Below are 16,892 nucleotides of genomic sequence, written 5' to 3'. Positions count from 1 at the left end.
GCAGCAGCGCGTCCCGCAGGCGCGGGCGCGAGCCCACCCGGCGCAGCAGCAGCGCGAGGTTCAGCGCAGCTGCTGCGGTGTAGGCGGCAACGCCGGCGATGGCCGCGCCGGTGATGCCGAGCTGCGGAACGAGCGCAGCGTTCAGCGCTGTTTTGAGCAGCGCCGCGGCGAGCAGGTGCACCGCCGGGGCGCGCACAGAGCCGAGGCCCTGCAGCAGGGCGCTCGTTACGGCGATGAGCGCTGTCGGGGCCGCCGTCCAGGCAATCCATGCCATGGTGGCAGTGCCTTCAGCATCCTGATAGAGCATGATATTGATCGGCTCGGCGAGCAAAGCCAGTCCGAGCGAAGAGGCCAAGCCGATCAGCCAAAACCAACGCAGCGCTACAAGCGACTGCTTGCGAATTGCCCTAGTATCTCCCTGAATGTTCAGTTCGGCCATTGACGGTATAAACAACAGAGACAAGGAGGAGGCGATGGCGGTGACCAACTGGACCAGTGGAATTCCCCGGTTGTATACCCCCACCTGCTCCATAATCCTTAGCTCTTCTCCGTGCCCGGACAGCAGCCTTGGCAGCGTAAATGTATCCACCAGGCTGATCAGCGGTACCGCCAAGGAGGCCACGCAAATCGGTATGGCATACTTGAGCATTGCGCCGAGCAGCTCCGTACGAGGCTTTCGCATGTCAGCACCAGCACCGACATGCCCTTCGCGCTGTAGAGAAAAGCCCTCATCTCGCGTACTCAAAGCACCTCTTTCAGACCCCGAGCCTTTCCGCTTTTCACGGCTAAGATATATCCGCCAGTATAGCAGCATGACGATCAGCCCTCCGGCCGCTCCTACCGACGAACCCGCCAGAGCTCCTCCGGCGATTACCCGATCGGGAGACTGGATTCGGCTGAAATAAAGAAGCAGCACGACCATCACTGTGACCCGTACTGTTTGCTCCAGCACTTGGGAGACGGCTGTTGAGGCCATGTCCTGCAGTCCCTGAAAATAACCCCGCAGCGCAGCGCTTATCGGAAAGAACAGCAGAGCTGGGGCTGCAGAGCGCAGCGCCGGGATCAACTGACTGCTGCCGATGAATCCTGCCAGAAGCGGAGCTCCGAAGTACAGAATTAGGCAGCCAGCCACTCCCAGCGTGCTCATGACGAGGATTCCTGTCTGCAGCACTTCCCTCTGCTTTAAAAATCGCCCTTCCGCGTGTCGCTCGGCAACAAATTTGGCAATAGCCGCCTGAAAGCCAGAGGTTGTTAGTGTAATAAACAGCGTATAAAAAGGATAGACGGTGTTATAAATTCCAAAGACGCTATCTCCACCGATATTTTGCAGCGGTATTTTCTGCAGCATCCCAAGCAGCTTGGTGATGATGGCCGCCAGGCTAAGCAGCGCAGCACCCTTTAGCAGCTTGGAAGGAAGCTTCTCATTCGTTTCCTTCATAGTTCCCCTACTTTTCATTTCATCCATGATCAAAATCGGCTTGCAGCCTCCATTATATGATGAAACGAGGGGAAGAGCCATCTAACACTACAATTTGAGCCGGCATGACAACGTTTTTCATATGCACTCAACACAAAAAACTTACACATCCCTGCTGAAGCTTTGGACGGATCGGCCGACCGCAGCAGCGGGTGTGTGTAAGTTTGTCAATTTGTGGGTTAATAAACCAGCAACCCTATTGCTCCATTTGCTTCGCAAGAAACCCGGCCGCCGTCTCCGCCATTTTGGATTCCAACTCGGACATTTTCACAGATTCGTCCTTGTTTACCAAAACAACGGTACCGATCGGGTCCCCGCCTGCAATAATCGGAGCGATAACATAAGAGGAAATTTTCTCCTGATTATCCTTCGTAATTTCGTAAGATCCCGTTTCCACTTCAACGATGATTTTGCGTGATTCCATACTGCTTTCCAGAAGCAAGCTGATCTGCTTGTCCAGGTACTCCTTCTTGGAAGCCCCTGCTACTGCGATCAAAGTGTCTCGGTCGGAGATCAGCGTAATATGGCCCGTGCTCTCATACAAGGATTCTGCATATTCTTTAGCAAAATCCCCCAATTCGCCGATTGGCGAATATTTCTTCAAAATGACCTCTCCATCGCGGTCCACAAAAATTTCTAGTGGATCTCCCTCACGAATCCGCAAGGTGCGGCGGATCTCTTTAGGGATTACTACACGGCCCAGATCATCGATACGGCGTACAATACCAGTAGCTTTCATTTCACTTGTTGCCCCACTTTCTTAGAAGTTTTGAACTACTGTAATTTCCCCAAAAACAGGGTTCACAGGATGCAGCTAAAACAAATAATGCTTCATGAACAAAAGACGGCTTTAGAACGATTACGTATACAAAATCTGCCGTACACAGACGAAAACGTCTCAAGCTTCGCCGAATCAGTCAGACCTAAGGCTTCAAGGGATATGGACTTGTGGTTCCTGTGATTCTGACCATAGTATTCATCTCAAATGAACACCTTATTCATCATAATGAACCATCATTTTTGCGCAAGGTTTAATGCATAGAGCCGCAAAAAAGCAGCGCGAACATTCGCGCTGCTTGCCTGATAGGACTTCGTGTGAAAACACTTATTTCCCAGTACCTGCATTACCGGTTCCTTTGTTGGCATTGGTACCTGTGCTACCGTTTTGCGGAGTCGTTGTTGCATTTTTATCTTCTGTCTTCTTCTCAACCTTCGGCAATTCGATCTTCTTGATGACCTTCTTCTCCAAATCGCCAGCCATGAACTCGTCCAATTTGCGAGCGCTCAGGGAAGTTTTGATCAGGTCCTTTTGTTCCTGAGTAAGGTCTTCGTATTTCTTCTCAGTCCGAGCCTCCACGCGAATGATGTGGTACCCGTATTCTGTCTCCACAGGATCACCAATCTTGTTCAGAGGTTGGGTCAGCGCCGCTTTCTTAAATCCCTCTACCCATTGGCTGACATCCGCATTTTCATACAAGCCGCCATTTTCCTTGGAGCCTGTATCATCCGTATATTTCTTAGCGAGCGTTGCAAAATCCTCGCCCTTGTCCAATTTAGCTTTGACCTCTTTGGCTAATTTCAAAGCAGCCTCCGGCGTACGGGTTTTCCCTGCCGAATCCTTCAGTCCGATCAAAATATGGCGTACCGAAGCCGTAGTGTAATTGTCTTTCGTCGCTTCAAATTCCTTTTTGACTTCGTCTTCGTTAATGGTGCTCAGTTGGCCTTCCATCACGGTGTAAATGCGCACCATATAATTTTTGAAGTCCTCTTCGGTAATCTTTCGAGCATCGAGCATTTTCTTGAAAGCATCTGCTCCCATGGAGCTTTTCATGGCTTCAAATTGCTTGTCAGCCTTTTTCTTGCCTGCTTCTCTCGTTTTGTCATCCGCTTTGGCGTCAAAATACTCATAGGTGATTTCCTGCTTGATCAAATAGTTGCGGAAATCGTCCATTTGCATAAACTGCTCCATTTGCGGCTGCAAGGCGAGTACGATGCGTTGCTCGCGGTCGAACTCGTTCTCGGTAATTTCGCCGCCTTCATAAGTAGCGATAACTTTACTAGTATCGCCTCCTGCTGCAGCCTTGCCATCATCCTTTTTCCCGCATCCCGTCATCACGGAGAATGCCAGCACTGCCACGAGGGCAATTAACAGCGTTTTCCAAGAACGTCCTTTACTTTGAAACATTTTGTAGTTCCCCTTTCGCTTTGAACGCATCCTTTAGGGCATCCAGAAATTGCTCCAACAAGCCCATCAACTCTTTGTCGTCCATTCCTTTGGTTTTCATCCGGATGAGCATACCGGACCCTTGATTAAATTGTACACGTCTTCCGAACAGATTTCCAACCTCAGCGAGCTTGGACGGCACTACCACTTTTTCCCTACCCTCATAGAACTTGATGGTTACCTCATCCCCGCGGAGTACAATGGACTCGATGCCGTACTTTTTACCATACAGCTTCACCCGTGCCACGGAAAGTAAATTTTGCACAGCCTCCGGCAAATCGCCAAAGCGATCCAGCAGCTCGTCTTCAAGCTCGGCTACATCCTCAAAGGTTGCGGCTGAAGCCGTCTTCTTATAAATTTCAATCTTCTGAATGCTATCATAAATATAATCCGACGGTAAATACGCATCTATACCGAGATCGATCGTTGTATTCCACGTTGTCTCTTCCGGAACAGTCTCGCCCAGCATAGAAACCTTACGTTTCTGGATTTCCTCAGCCAGCATCTGTGAATACAGGTCAAAACCAACGGAAGCAATGAACCCGTGCTGTTCCGCTCCAAGCAGGTTTCCGGCCCCGCGGATAGCCAAATCCCGCATCGCTATTTTAAAGCCTGAGCCAAGCTCGGTGAATTCCTTGATCGATTGCAGTCTTTTCTCCGCAACCTCCGTCAGTGATTTGTCACGCTGGTAGGTGAAGTAAGCATAGGCAATCCGGTTGGAACGCCCCACCCGTCCGCGTAGCTGGTACAGCTGAGACAGGCCCATTTTATCGGCATCATGAACGATTAGGGTGTTTACGTTCGGAATATCTACGCCGGTTTCAATAATACTTGTGCTTACAAGCACGTCATACTCCCCGTCCAGAAAATCGAGTATTGTCTTCTCCAGCTCCTGCTCAGACATTTGACCATGACCAATCCCTACGCGCGCCTCCGGCACAAGCATGGAGATTTGCGAAGCCATCTCCTGAATTCCCTGTACGCGGTTGTACAAGTAATAAATCTGTCCACCCCGTGCCATTTCACGCTCGATGGATTCGCGCACCAAGGCTTGGCTGTGCTCAACGACATAGGTTTGCACCGGGAAACGGTTTTCCGGCGGCGTCTCAATAACCGACAAATCCCGAACCCCGAGCATCGACATGTGGAGTGTTCTAGGAATCGGTGTTGCTGTTAAGGTGAGAACGTCGACATTCGTCTTCAGCTTTTTCAGCTTCTCCTTATGCGTCACGCCAAAACGCTGTTCCTCATCGACGATCAGAAGACCCAGGTCTTTAAAAACAAGGTCCTGAGACAAAATCCGATGGGTTCCGATAACGATGTCGACCGTACCCTGGCGTAAGCCTTTGATTGTCTCGTTCTGCTCCTTGCGGCTGCGGAACCGGCTTAACGATTGAATGTTGATCGGATAACCTGAAAACCGCTCCCGGAACGTCTCATAGTGCTGCTGTGCCAAAATGGTCGTCGGTACGAGCACGGCTACCTGCTTGCCTTCGATCGCCGACTTGAAAGCGGCTCGAATCGCCACCTCGGTCTTCCCATATCCAACATCACCGCACAGGAGTCGGTCCATCGGACGACTTTTCTCCATATCCTTCTTGATTTCCTCAATCGCCCGAAATTGGTCCGGTGTTTCCTCGTAAGGGAACAGGTCCTCAAATTCCTGCTGCTCCGGGGAATCTTTGTCAAAAGCATATCCCGGGGCGGCCTGCCGCTCGGCATACAGCTTGATCAAATCGTCCGCTATATCCTGCACAGAGGAGCGGACTTTATTTTTCACCCGGGTCCATTCATTCCCGCCAAGCTTATAAACCTTCGGCTCCTTGTCCTCGGAACCGACATATTTCTGAATCATGTCGATCTGTTCGATCGGCACGGATAACTTGTCGCCACCGGCATACATGATGTGCATGTAGTCTTTGTGGATTCCGCCAACCTCCAGCGTTCCGATCCCCATGTACTTCCCAATACCATGGTTTTGGTGAACGACGTAATCGCCCACCTTCAGCTCGGTATAACTCTTGATCCGCTCGGCATTGTCCATGCTTTTACCGACTCTGCGTGCTTTGCGCTGCTTCTGGGAGAACATCTCGCCCTCGGTAATGACAACTAGATGCACGGACGGAAGTTCAAAGCCGGATTGCAGGTTGCCCTGCAGCAGCATCGGCTCGTCAATGCCATAATCCTGAAGCACTCGACGCATGCGGTCCATCCGTTCTTCGCCGCTAGCCAGCATCATGACCTGGGCTCCGCTCTTCTTCCATCTTTCCATTTCCGACTTCAGAACGTTCATCTGTCCATGGAAATCCTGCATGCCCCGGCTGACAAAATTGAGAATGTTCTGCGGCTGGGTGTGTGGAACTTGACGAAGGAACAGCGATAGAAACAGCGTTTGAAACGGACGATGATACAATACATGGTCGGACTCGACAGCAAGAGGAAGCTCCGGCAAGCTTTTGCCGTTTTGGAACAAATGGAGATTCCATTCCGCTTCATCGCGTTCGAGCTGCTTGGCCGTTTCCAAGAGACGTGCAGGGTCCTCGAGGATAAGCAGCGTGTCTTTCGGCATGTAGTTATACAACGTTTTTCTCTCAGGGTAAACCAAAGAGATATATTTATAGATTTCCGGAAAATAGACATGCTCGCGCATAAGCTCGATTTCTTTAGAAATCTCTTCTTGCAGCTTGATTTTTGCCTGGCGGTCGGCCATTTTCTCAATTTGATGCTCCAGGCGTTCCGCCGCCGCTTGCGCTGCCTTCTCCAACCGATCTACTGACGCGATCAGCTCTTTGCAAGGCGGAATGTATACTTCCTTAATCTGGTCTACCGAACGTTGATCGGACGGATCAAAGGTGCGAATAGAGTCGATCTCATCATCGAACAGTTCAACCCGGTAAGCAAGGCTCGATGTCAGTGGATAGAAGTCGATAATTCCACCGCGCAGGCTCATTTCTCCACGGGATTCTACACGCTCAACGCGCTCGTAGCCAAGTTCGATCATGGTTTTCAAAAAATCGTCCAACTGAATGGTACCGCCAAGTTGAATCGTTAATCCGGCATTTGCCATAGTTTCCGGCGTTGGGATAAACCTGCGAATACCGGAATAAGGCACCACCACGATGCCCCGGAAATCACGGGAACATTGCAGCAATACCTCGATACGCTGAGCGAGCGTTTCCGGACTCGATACGGCAGATTCTGCGGCAACCAGCTCATTGGCCGGATACAGCAGCACCTGGTCCGGTGACAGCGCTTCCTGTAAGTCTTCATAAATTTTTTGAGCCGAAAACATATTATGGGTCACGATCAGCAACGGACGATCCGTTTCCTGCTGCAGCGCTGCCAGCATAACCTGTCTAGACGACCCGGATAATCCAGAGATTAATTGCTCCTTCATACCGGAGTTTACGCCCGCGACCATCGAAGCAAAGTCAGAGTCCCGGGAAAAAGCTTGAATAAGTGCTTGTAACAAGTGGGGCACCTCTCTTACTGCTTATTGAATCTATATTATTTCGAGTTGGTAGCGTCACCTACCCGAACCAAAAAGGAGCCTCAGCAATCGTGCCAAGGCTCTATTTACCGCTAAATTTGGTGAATTGTGCGCGTCTTCTGTCAAGTCTCATTGTAACGGATTAGCTAAAAGCAGCAGTTCCGGGTTATGATCAAGCGCCTCTCTGCAATAATCACATGTTACCCGGACCGTCATATCGCCATCTGAATCATACGCTATTATATCTCTCCGTTCCTCGGGGGTCAAGGAATGAAAGCCTAGCTGAGACTCGGAAACTTGGGAAGCCTCTATTCTCCCAATCATCGTTCGGCAATGCCGACACACGTAATTTATAGCCATCTATATGCCTCCTGGAGATTCATTATGTCTCCAGTATGTCCCGAGCAGCTAGGTTTTAGCCCCTGTAATTGTTGCTGTACTTATTTCTCTTACTACACTTTTAGCACCTGCGGCTATTACCAAATCTGCTGCATGACACGTAAAGAACTCAATAGACGCTATTTTTACATTTTCCGCCGTTTTGGCCAACTAACGAACTCAGGACACCCTATTTTGCTCCAAAGAGGTACTTTTGAGCCGTGTTGACCAAAATAGCGCTTATTGGATTCGTTAGATTTTCATAATTGCGTTTTTCCCAGGAATAACGCTTATCCAGTTCGTTAGGTCCGTGACTCAAGAGCGGCGTATACTTGTCTCGGGAGTAAGGCAGCCGGATTACCCAAATCCGACACACATACTGGCCTCAGCAAACAGACAACCACGCCCCCAGCCAAAATCCCGCTCAACCACGTTTACCCGTTAAACTTGGCCATCGTTTGTTCAAATGTGTGGTCGAGGCTGTACTCCAGCGCGTCACAAGCCGCTTGAATCGACTGCTCTAACAACGGCTTGTCCTTTTTGGCAAAGCCCGACAGCACGTAGTCGACGACGGCAAACCCCGGCTCCGGACGCGAAATGCCCATCCGAATCCGGTTGAACGTTTGCGTCCCCGTATGCTGGATGATCGACTTAATCCCGTTATGCCCGCCAGCGCTGCCTTGGTAGCGCAGCCGATTACGACCAATCTCTGTATCCAGATCGTCATAAACGACAATCAGGTCCTCCAACGAAGCTTTGTAATAATCCATGTAAGCGCGGACCGCCTCACCGGATAAGTTCATATAGGTCATCGGCTTAATCAATACGACCTTACCGCCTGGCAGCATGCCTTCGCCGATCAGTGCCTTGCATTTGCTCTGTTTGATCTCGATGCCGTGCCTGCGAGCCAACTCATCGACGGCCATAAAACCGATATTATGCCTAGTTTTTTCATACTGAGCCCCCGGATTCCCAAGGCCTACAATCCATTTCATTGTGCAATATACCTCCTGCAATCACTTTGCTACGCATTTTGCCGGCTATATACCGATAGGGGTTGCATGTCCCGTCTGGGAGGATGCAACCCCTGTAGCAGTAGCCTTTATCTATTCAATCTCAAACAGCTTGCTGATCGACAGTTCCTCGTGCACGCGGATAATCGCTTCGCCCATCAGCGGAGCGACGGACAGCACTTTCAGCTTGCTCGTCGGATTGGGATGCGTAATCGGAATCGTATCCGTAACAATAACTTCCTTAAGCGGAGAGTTTTCGAGGCGTTCCATCGCCGGGCCGGACAACACCGGGTGCGTACAGCAGGCGTAAACTTCTTCAACGCCGCCCTCTTTCAGCGCATTGGCCCCAAGCACGATTGTACCGGCGGTATCGATAATGTCGTCCACTAGAATCGCCGTTTTGCCTTCAATATTCCCGATGATGTTCATCACTTCGCTGACATTCGGCTCAGGACGGCGTTTGTCGATAATCGCCAGCGGTGCATTCAAGAAGTCCGCCAGCTTACGGGCGCGTACTACCCCGCCATGGTCAGGCGATACAACAACCGGATTCGGAATATGCTTCGAACGGAAATACTGAGCCAAAATAGGCACGCCAAGCATATGATCCACCGGAATATCGAAGAAGCCTTGAATCTGCATCGCATGTAAATCCATCGTAATTACGCGATGAGCGCCGGCCTTCTCAATAAGATTGGCAACAAGCTTAGCCGTGATCGGGTCACGCGAACGTGCCTTCCGGTCTTGACGGGCATAGCCGTAATACGGGATAACCACGTTGATACTTTTCGCCGAGGCTCTTTTCAAAGCATCCACCATAACGAGAAGCTCCATCAGATTATCGTTGACGGGAGCGCAGGTCGATTGCACAACATATACGTGGCAGCCGCGTACGCTCTCGGACAGCTTGACCTGAATTTCGCCATCACTAAAGCTGGTCGTCTCCGAATCTCCCATCGGAATTCCGATATAATCGGCGATCTGATGAGCCAGTTTGGGGTTGGAATTACAGGTGAATATCTTCAATTTAGAATCACAATAAGTCATAAAATTAAAACCCTCCGTGCTGTGTAGATAGCTAAGGGGAGCAAACGTTTGACCCCGTCTTCATGCTATCCCGTCATTGAAATGGTCACTGCATCCTGACTCCGCTACAAGTGTCATTACTTTACATAAGATTGAATAGTGTTACGATTGCTGCTCTCTTTGTTTCTTGGCTTTCGCACGGGCGCGAATTTTTTCGGCATATCCCGGTTTGTTCTCCTGACGGTTTCTGGCGATTGCCAAATCGTTTTCAGGCACGGTGTGCGTAATCGTGGAGCCGGCAACGACATAAGCCCCTTTGCCCACCTTAACCGGTGCAATCAAATTCACATTGCTGCCGATAAATGCGTCATCCCCGATTTCCGTTATAGATTTATTATATCCATCGTAGTTAACCGTAATCGCCCCGCAGCCGATATTTACGTTCTTGCCGACGTGAGCATCACCGACATAGCTAAGGTGCGAAACTTTGGAGCCCTCGCCAAGCGTAGCGTTTTTGATTTCCACAAAATCGCCCACCTTGACGCCTGCACCTAATTTTGCCCCCGGACGCAAATAAGCGAAAGGTCCAACGGTTGCCCCCCTGCCAACTTCTGCCTGGTTCAGCACCGAATGTTTTACCTTCGCGCCATCATGGATCTCACTGTCTTCAATTTGTGACGACGGTCCGATTACACAATCTTCACCAATCACCGTCTTTCCGGAAAGCACCGTTCCCGGATAAATGACCGTATCGGCACCAATTGTAACGTCGGCCCCGATGTATGTTGCGCTCGGGTCAATCACAGTAACGCCGCCGAGCATATGCTCCCGGGCGATTCGCTCCCGCATGACCGCCTCTGCCTGAGATAGCGCTATACGGTCGTTGACGCCGATCGATTCCCTATAATCCTGTACTGCGTAACCCTCAACCAATTCATTTTCGCTTACTAAGATCCCGATGCAATCGGTCAAATAGTACTCTCCTTGAGCATTGTTGTTGGTTACCTTCTCCAGCGCGGCAAATAACTTCGCATTATCGAAACAATACGTGCCTGTGTTGATTTCCTGAACCGCGTCTTCTTCCGGCGAGCAGTCTTTTTGTTCCACAATGCGCTCGACGAAGCCGCTTTCTCCCCGGATAATTCGACCATATCCTTGAGGATTGTCCAGCTTGGCAGTGAGTACGGTAGCCGCTGCTCCCTTACGGGTATGAAGATCAATCAGCGCTTCGATCGTCTCTGCAGTCACCAGAGGGGTATCGCCGCAAATGACGACAGTCGTTCCTTTCTCCCCGCCCAGCAGCTGCTCGGCTTGCTTAACCGCATGACCGGTTCCAAGCTGCTGCTCCTGCAGTACATATTCCGCCGATGCTCCAAGATACTCCTTCACCGCTTCGGCGCCGTGGCCAACGACCACGATACTGCGTTCACAGCCTGCTTTTTCTACCGCGCTCAAGACATGCCCGACCATCGGTTTGCCGCACACAGGATGGAGCACTTTATAAAGTTTGGACTTCATGCGCTTCCCCTGCCCTGCAGCAAGAACAATCGCTAATCTTTTCAAGGCCCCGGCCTCCTTCTCTTGAACTCATTACTGAATATATCTCATTTAAGGCAAAAAGAAAAGGGAGCCATGCACACATGGCTCCCTTTTCCTTAAACCCCAATTTGGTCAAGATTAAAAAAATTGCGACTTACGCCCCTTCTTCAATAGCTTCCTCTTGATCGGCGGCACGTTCGTATTCAGCCAATACAGCAGCTTGAATTTTCTCGCGTGTACCGGAGGAAATTGGATGCGCGATGTCCCGGAACTCCCCGTCCGGTGTGCGCTTGCTTGGCATAGCTACAAACATTCCATTGTTGCCGTCGATTACGCGAATGTCATGAACAACAAATTCGTTATCGATGGTAATGGATGCGATCGCCTTCATTCTGCCTTCAGAGCTGACACGGCGGAGTCTTACATCCGTAATTTGCATATGTGTTCACCACCTTTTTCCATTCGAGACTTGGTGTAATATTCCACATAGCAATCGGAAATCCTTTTTTTTTAGTGAACAAAATGGGCCATTTTTATGATTTTTTTTGATATTTCGGCGTTTTCGACACGTTTCGCCGAAATCTTATTCTTTTTGTAAAAAAGTCGACAAAGTTCTTCGTTGTCAAAATCTTGAAAAATAATTTCCAGGTCCTACTGAAATTTCTTTACCCTTCGCATCTACAGCTCGAAGCGTTGCCAGCGAAACGTAGTCATGCAGGAGCCGTTGCTCGGAGGCTATTTCCCCCGACTCTACCAGCACACCTACCCCAGCTACCTTCGCGTTGAACTCGGTTAAGAGATCGACCATTCCCTGAATCGTACCGCCCGCTTTCATGAAATCGTCGACGATTAGTACACGAGAGCCCTCTTTAAGCGCCCGCCGGGATAAAGTCATCGTATGCAAGCTTTTGTGCGAACCGGAAACATAATTTATACTTACAGCGGAGCCTTCTGTGACCTGGTGGTCTCTTCTGACCAGAACCACCGGCAAGTTAAGCTCTGCCCCCGTTGCATAAGCAAGCGGAATCCCTTTCGTCTCCACCGTCATGATGCAATCGATCTCCAAGTCTCCGAACGCGGTAGCAAATAGCTTCCCAGCCTCGTTCATCAACCCGGGCTGCCCAAGCAGGTCCGACATATACAAGTATCCGCCCGGCAAAATCCGATCCGGCTCAGCCAGCTTCTCGCAAAGTCGATGAATGAACTCCAGCGCCTGCTCGCGGCCAACCTTTGGAATGTATTTAACTCCGCCGGCTGCACCTGCTAACGTCAGCAGTTCACCCATGCCTTCTTCTTCGAACACTTCTTTGATGATCGCCAAATCCTCACTGATCGACGACTTTGCCGCTCCGTACCGCTGAGCAAAGGTGGTTAATGGGATCAGATGATGCGGCCGAGACAATAAGTAGTGAGTCATTTCTACTAAACGAGCGCTTCTTTTTAATTTTTTCACGAAGTACCCCTCGCTAAATCCGAATATTTTAAAGAAACTATAACATTTTTGTACGGATTTGTCCAAGCCTTGAATTAAAAAGAACGCTTACTTGCAAAATACTCGCCAAAATTAGGGGATTTTATTAGGTTAACAGTCGTACCGCATACACCTCTTTGCAAAAGCCCCTTAGGCCATTGTAAATTCGGGGGATTTTTGACTCCTTTGAAACGAGCCCGAATACAGTTGGCCCGCTCCCCGACATGAGCACCCCATCTGCGCCAAGGCGGAGCATCGTGTCCTTCAAATGAGCAACCTCTGGATGCATCTGCAGGGTAACCCCTTCCAGTACATTTCCAAGCTCTCCGCAAACGTCCTGGAAGGAACGATTTTCCAGTGCCTTACTCATTCGTTTGGCTGAAGGATGCTCCGTCAACTGATTGGCGCGAAGCCGTCCGTAGACCTCCGCCGTCGATACATTAATCGGTAGCTTGGCAAGAACAACCCAGCATTGCGGCGGATTCGGCAGTCGAGTGAGCTTCTCACCCCGCCCCCTAGCCAATGCTGTTCCACCAGTTACACAGAAAGGAACGTCCGACCCTAACTCAGCTCCGAGATCCATGAGCTCTTCTTCCGGAATGTCGAGCTGCCACAGACGGTTCAGTCCTCTGAGCGTAGCCGCCGCATCGCTGCTGCCACCAGCCAGGCCAGCCGCAACCGGTATTTTCTTATCGAGATGTATATACACCCCGCTTTTTACGTTATAGCGCTCTTTAATGAGCTTCGCCGCTTGAAACGCCAGATTCTTCTCATCAAGTGGAATATATCCGGCCTGACTAGAAATAATAATCGTATCCCGCGGGAGGGCATTTAATTCGAGTCGATCGGCTAAATCAACCATCGTCATAATCATTTCGACTTCATGATATCCGTCTGGTCGTTTATGTAGAACGTCCAGCATCAAGTTAATTTTCGCTGGTGCTTTTTCGTAAATTTTCAAGACGTTCACCCACCCTCAGCCATTTCATCCATAGAATCTTATTTAGACCCTTCTTGGTCAGTTTCTTTATTTTAAAAAATAGTTCGTCCCACGTCTATGCAGGAAATACAAATTTATCTTACTCTATCTTACTTCATCCTGAGGTAAAAACAAGTTTCCCACCAGGAGTAACTGTAGATGTATTTTGTACATCTATTTCTGCAAAATTTGAAGTTTTTGGAGTTTTAGTTGCATTTCGTACATCTAAAATGATGCAATTAACCTTGGCAGGTTCGTTTTGCTGATTTTAGCTGCACTTTTTGCATTTAAATGCTCAAAGGTTCTAAATAGGCGGGATTTAACTGTAGAAAATACATTTAATTAGTAAGTCCCAACGGTAACGGTAAGTTTTATGGTAAGAGTGTAAGCCCTATTGGTAAAAGTAGGTTCTGCCATATTACTCTTATGCTGATCGTCTGCAAGGTCTGAAAGCGCGGAGCATGTCCCCCACTTCATCTTCATTCCGTGCTGGAGCATAAGCTTTATATTTTTCCCACATACATAGCTGACAAGATTCTTTCCCCAACAATTTTATACTTTCTGATATGTCAAAAAAGCGGAGCCCCCCACCTCTGGGAAAGCCCCGCTTTGTTTACTACGGACGTTTCGCCGCAGCCCGTTCTGCGAGCTCAATTGCTCGTTTGACCATATTACCGGCATCCTTTGCCCGGATACCGCCCCAGCCTTCCTGCTGGACAGTATCATAAAATCCCAAATCCTTGGCGAGCTCGACCTTCAGGTCCTCCGACATTACGCTTCTTCTTCTGCGTGACATGGTCAGTCCTCCTTTGGCCTGGATATTGGAACAGCGTTAGTATGCGCGAAGACGCTTCCGTTCATGCTGTGGCAAAACCTAACCATCCTAGGGCTATCTAAAAAATAAAAAACGGCTTCGCAGGATGCGAAGACCGTTTACTGATTCGTCATGATGTTCACGGTTTAATACACGAAATCCTCATCTCATTATTGTCGTCGCAAATCATGACCTCAACGGATTCGGTTAGTATATCGGCATAACTGTAAGACACACGCTTAAAGGTTTCCTGTTCCTGGTCCAGCTTCACGATGAACACCGAAGGATAGGTTTCCTCCAGCACCCCGGTACGTTCGACGGTCTTTCTGCGACCTCCGTTTGCCCGTAACATGATCTTCTGTCCAACGTGGGCGTCGAGACTATGCTTAATTTCCGACAGCGCATTTTTAGCCATTACCTGTGACCACCTTCTTTCTTTATATATTATACAGAAAAGTCAGTCACATGTCAAATCAAAATAATTAATTATAGCAGTATGGAAAATCAGTTGTCAATGTTTTTTTTCAGAGCTATGTACTAGCCTATATTTTGCCCAAAAAAACGAACCGGAAACAACTTCAGCAGTTAACTGAAGCCCTTCCGGCTACAAAAGCAGAGTATTCGTTTGTAATTGGCCCAAACTACATAGAGGGCACGACTTTAAGGGTAGCCAAGTCCTTCAGTTTAGGCAGTCCGATCCGGTAGCTCCCACGCGTTTCGATGCCCCCTACGCCCTGTGCGCCGCTCACCGTGTTATTCAGCACGTCCGTAATATGGATCGTATCCCGTATAGAGGTTAGCGAAGCTTTGGCAGCGATATAAACCGGGTCAAGCGCATGAATCAGCACCCGAGCTGGCGAGCTGGCAAAATTGGCCCCGGCCTGCAGCAGCGCCTCGAAATGTGATTGGCATGCCCCGGCTACTATAGTTAGCGAATCAAAGTTTCGTTCATATTGCCTTGCTGCTTGGATGGCCTCTACGAAGTGTTTTGAATTTTTGTAGCTGGTTAAATTATAAAGGTCCCCGGTTGGGCGTTGCTTAAGTACACCGTCATGGCCGGTCAGAACCAGGATATCCGGCTGAATGGCCGGCAGCAGCCGATATAGCGCCCCGGCCATCTGCGATTCCGTAACATAGTAGCCCTGAGCTGGCACCCTTAGTTTTTCGTACAAATCCAAACTTTTTTGCAAATATCTCTCGTCCCCGTCCAGATGCAGCACCTTGCCGGGAACCTCAAAATATGACGGTTCGCCCGGTGGAAACCACTCCCTGGCGATCGATTGCTTGTTACGCTCCGCCATATCCTTCCGGTCCTGAGTCAACCGCTGCAGCGAAGCTGTTGCTTTGATGCGAGCTCGCTGCGTTTTTTCCCCAAGGGAAGCCGGGTCTACCTTGACCAAATCGGTCAGAGGCGCATCTGCCAGCAGCCGAAATTCTGTTCCCTTGATTACAGCTTCGCTCCGCTCAATCCGCTCTACCCGGAACGTGACGTCCCCTCCGTAAGATTTACGGACGACCAAGTCTCCCAAATTCGTCAAGTCAATCACCTCTATCCCATGGTATGGGCGAAGAGAGGAATTGGTTCCTAACGAGTCTACTTCAGACCTGCCTGTAGCAAGGTATTGCTAAGCGTTGCAAACTCCTCCAGACTTAGCGTTTCAGCCCGGCGCGATGGGGCAATGCCAGCGGCCTCGAGCAGCTGCTCCAGCCGTTCACGACCTTCACTTGGGAAGAACCGGCTCTTCAGATTGTTTGAGATCGTTTTGCGCCGCTGTGCGAAGGATGCTTGTACTACTTGGAAAAAGAATGCCTCGTCCTCTACCGTAACTGGCGGCGTTTTACGAACTGATAACCGAATTACCGCCGACTCCACGTTCGGCTGAGGAATGAAGACGCTGTGCGGAACGGTGCAGATCAGCTCCGGAACGCTGTAATATTGTACGGCGATGCTCAGACTCCCGTAATCTTTCCCGCCTGGAGCGGCCGCCATCCGCTCAGCCACTTCCTTTTGAATCATCACGACGATGTGCTCCAAAGGCAGTTTCTCCTCCAGCAGCTTCATCAGGATCGGCGTCGTTACGTAGTAAGGCAGATTGGCCACCACGCTAACCCCGCTTACATTGTCAAATTCGGCAGCAAACAACGCTTTAAGGTCCAGCTTCAGCACATCGCCATGGACGACATGAATTTGCGGATACGGCGCAAGCACCTCTTCCAAAATCGGCAGCAAACGCTGGTCGATCTCGACGGCTACCACTTTTTCAGCCTCCTGGGCCAGCTTTTCGGTAAGCGCCCCAATGCCGGGTCCGATCTCGAGTGCACCTTTTGTTTTATCCAAACCGGCGGCAGTAACGATCTTGTTCAAAATATTTTGGTCGATCAAGAAGTTTTGCCCCAAGCTTTTTTTAAATGCAAACCCGTGCCGCTGTATAATTTCCTTCGTTCGGCGCGGCGTAGATATATCTTCCCTTGTACTCATGG

15 protein-coding genes are annotated in these 16,892 nt (G+C 49.8%); all 15 read right to left on the bottom strand.

Annotated elements, in window-relative coordinates:
- Window positions 1–1,465 (bottom strand): putative polysaccharide biosynthesis protein (locus ACFQ3W_RS25395; RefSeq protein ID WP_379322035.1); only part of this gene is annotated, 1,465 nt, incomplete at its 3' end.
- 208 nt (window positions 1,466–1,673) lie between these two features.
- Window positions 1,674–2,216, bottom strand: a complete 543-nt coding sequence (spoVT, locus tag ACFQ3W_RS25390) for a stage V sporulation protein T (RefSeq protein WP_379322034.1) — start codon at window positions 2,214–2,216, stop codon at window positions 1,674–1,676.
- Window positions 2,217–2,582: 366 nt separating this feature from the next.
- The gene (locus tag ACFQ3W_RS25385; protein WP_379322033.1) at window positions 2,583–3,662 is read right to left on the bottom strand and encodes a peptidylprolyl isomerase; all 1,080 of its coding nucleotides are present in this window, start codon (window positions 3,660–3,662) and stop codon (window positions 2,583–2,585) included.
- On the bottom strand, window positions 3,649–7,173 hold the full coding sequence (gene mfd / locus ACFQ3W_RS25380) for a transcription-repair coupling factor (protein ID WP_379322032.1): 3,525 nt from the start codon (window positions 7,171–7,173) through the stop codon (window positions 3,649–3,651). The genes ACFQ3W_RS25385 and mfd overlap by 14 nt, the downstream gene beginning before the upstream one ends.
- 147 nt (window positions 7,174–7,320) lie before the next feature.
- The gene (locus tag ACFQ3W_RS25375; RefSeq protein ID WP_379322031.1) at window positions 7,321–7,551 is read right to left on the bottom strand and encodes an anti-sigma-F factor Fin; all 231 of its coding nucleotides are present in this window, start codon (window positions 7,549–7,551) and stop codon (window positions 7,321–7,323) included.
- A 452-nt stretch (window positions 7,552–8,003) separates the two neighbouring features.
- Window positions 8,004–8,564 carry an aminoacyl-tRNA hydrolase gene (pth, locus tag ACFQ3W_RS25370; RefSeq protein WP_379322030.1) on the bottom strand — a complete coding sequence of 187 codons (561 nt, stop codon included), beginning with the start codon at window positions 8,562–8,564 and terminating at the stop codon, window positions 8,004–8,006.
- A 111-nt stretch (window positions 8,565–8,675) separates the two neighbouring features.
- Entirely contained in the window at window positions 8,676–9,629 is a 954-nt protein-coding gene (locus tag ACFQ3W_RS25365) for a ribose-phosphate diphosphokinase (protein WP_036618130.1), read from the bottom strand.
- Between the two features lie 141 nt (window positions 9,630–9,770).
- Window positions 9,771–11,171: a bifunctional UDP-N-acetylglucosamine diphosphorylase/glucosamine-1-phosphate N-acetyltransferase GlmU gene (gene glmU / locus ACFQ3W_RS25360; RefSeq protein WP_379322029.1), complete on the bottom strand. Its 1,401-nt coding sequence runs from the start codon at window positions 11,169–11,171 to the stop codon at window positions 9,771–9,773.
- Window positions 11,172–11,301: 130 nt separating this feature from the next.
- Window positions 11,302–11,586 (bottom strand): septation regulator SpoVG, encoded by a 285-nt coding sequence (gene spoVG, locus ACFQ3W_RS25355; RefSeq protein WP_036618134.1) that lies wholly within the window; start codon window positions 11,584–11,586, stop codon window positions 11,302–11,304.
- A 183-nt stretch (window positions 11,587–11,769) separates the two neighbouring features.
- Window positions 11,770–12,600 carry a pur operon repressor gene (purR, locus tag ACFQ3W_RS25350; RefSeq protein ID WP_379322028.1) on the bottom strand — a complete coding sequence of 277 codons (831 nt, stop codon included), beginning with the start codon at window positions 12,598–12,600 and terminating at the stop codon, window positions 11,770–11,772.
- Window positions 12,601–12,724: 124 nt separating this feature from the next.
- Window positions 12,725–13,579, bottom strand: a complete 855-nt coding sequence (gene ispE / locus ACFQ3W_RS25345) for a 4-(cytidine 5'-diphospho)-2-C-methyl-D-erythritol kinase (protein WP_379322027.1) — start codon at window positions 13,577–13,579, stop codon at window positions 12,725–12,727.
- A gap of 634 nt (window positions 13,580–14,213) precedes the next feature.
- Window positions 14,214–14,393 carry a small, acid-soluble spore protein, alpha/beta type gene (locus tag ACFQ3W_RS25340; protein ID WP_379322026.1) on the bottom strand — a complete coding sequence of 60 codons (180 nt, stop codon included), beginning with the start codon at window positions 14,391–14,393 and terminating at the stop codon, window positions 14,214–14,216.
- A 157-nt stretch (window positions 14,394–14,550) separates the two neighbouring features.
- Window positions 14,551–14,826: a biofilm formation stimulator Veg gene (gene veg / locus ACFQ3W_RS25335; protein WP_379322025.1), complete on the bottom strand. Its 276-nt coding sequence runs from the start codon at window positions 14,824–14,826 to the stop codon at window positions 14,551–14,553.
- Between the two features lie 226 nt (window positions 14,827–15,052).
- Complete coding sequence (yabG, locus tag ACFQ3W_RS25330; protein ID WP_379322024.1) at window positions 15,053–15,949, bottom strand: sporulation peptidase YabG; 897 nt, start codon at window positions 15,947–15,949, stop codon at window positions 15,053–15,055.
- 56 nt (window positions 15,950–16,005) lie between these two features.
- Window positions 16,006–16,890 (bottom strand): 16S rRNA (adenine(1518)-N(6)/adenine(1519)-N(6))-dimethyltransferase RsmA, encoded by an 885-nt coding sequence (rsmA, locus tag ACFQ3W_RS25325; protein WP_379322023.1) that lies wholly within the window; start codon window positions 16,888–16,890, stop codon window positions 16,006–16,008.
- Window positions 16,891–16,892: the final 2 nt, after the last annotated feature.

This window comes from Paenibacillus puldeungensis (assembly GCF_042678945.1).
In the GTDB taxonomy this organism is placed as follows: Bacteria; Bacillota; Bacilli; order Paenibacillales; family Paenibacillaceae; genus Fontibacillus; species Fontibacillus puldeungensis.
The sequence above is the reverse complement of the archived record's forward strand: the minus strand, read 5'-3'. Positions and strand labels throughout refer to the sequence as shown.

Excerpts from the sequence above, each read along its gene's own strand:
- pth (WP_379322030.1), bottom strand. The coding sequence starts at position 8,564 with ATGAAATGGATTGTAGGCCTTGGGAATCCGGGGGCTCAGTATGAAAAA.
- spoVG (WP_036618134.1), bottom strand. The coding sequence starts at position 11,586 with ATGCAAATTACGGATGTAAGACTCCGCCGTGTCAGCTCTGAAGGCAGA.
- ACFQ3W_RS25365 (WP_036618130.1), bottom strand. The coding sequence starts at position 9,629 with ATGACTTATTGTGATTCTAAATTGAAGATATTCACCTGTAATTCCAAC.
- spoVT (WP_379322034.1), bottom strand. The coding sequence starts at position 2,216 with ATGAAAGCTACTGGTATTGTACGCCGTATCGATGATCTGGGCCGTGTA.
- ACFQ3W_RS25340 (WP_379322026.1), bottom strand. The coding sequence starts at position 14,393 with ATGTCACGCAGAAGAAGAAGCGTAATGTCGGAGGACCTGAAGGTCGAG.
- ACFQ3W_RS25385 (WP_379322033.1), bottom strand. The coding sequence starts at position 3,662 with ATGTTTCAAAGTAAAGGACGTTCTTGGAAAACGCTGTTAATTGCCCTC.
- veg (WP_379322025.1), bottom strand. The coding sequence starts at position 14,826 with ATGGCTAAAAATGCGCTGTCGGAAATTAAGCATAGTCTCGACGCCCAC.
- rsmA (WP_379322023.1), bottom strand. The coding sequence starts at position 16,890 with ATGAGTACAAGGGAAGATATATCTACGCCGCGCCGAACGAAGGAAATT.
- ACFQ3W_RS25375 (WP_379322031.1), bottom strand. The coding sequence starts at position 7,551 with ATGGCTATAAATTACGTGTGTCGGCATTGCCGAACGATGATTGGGAGA.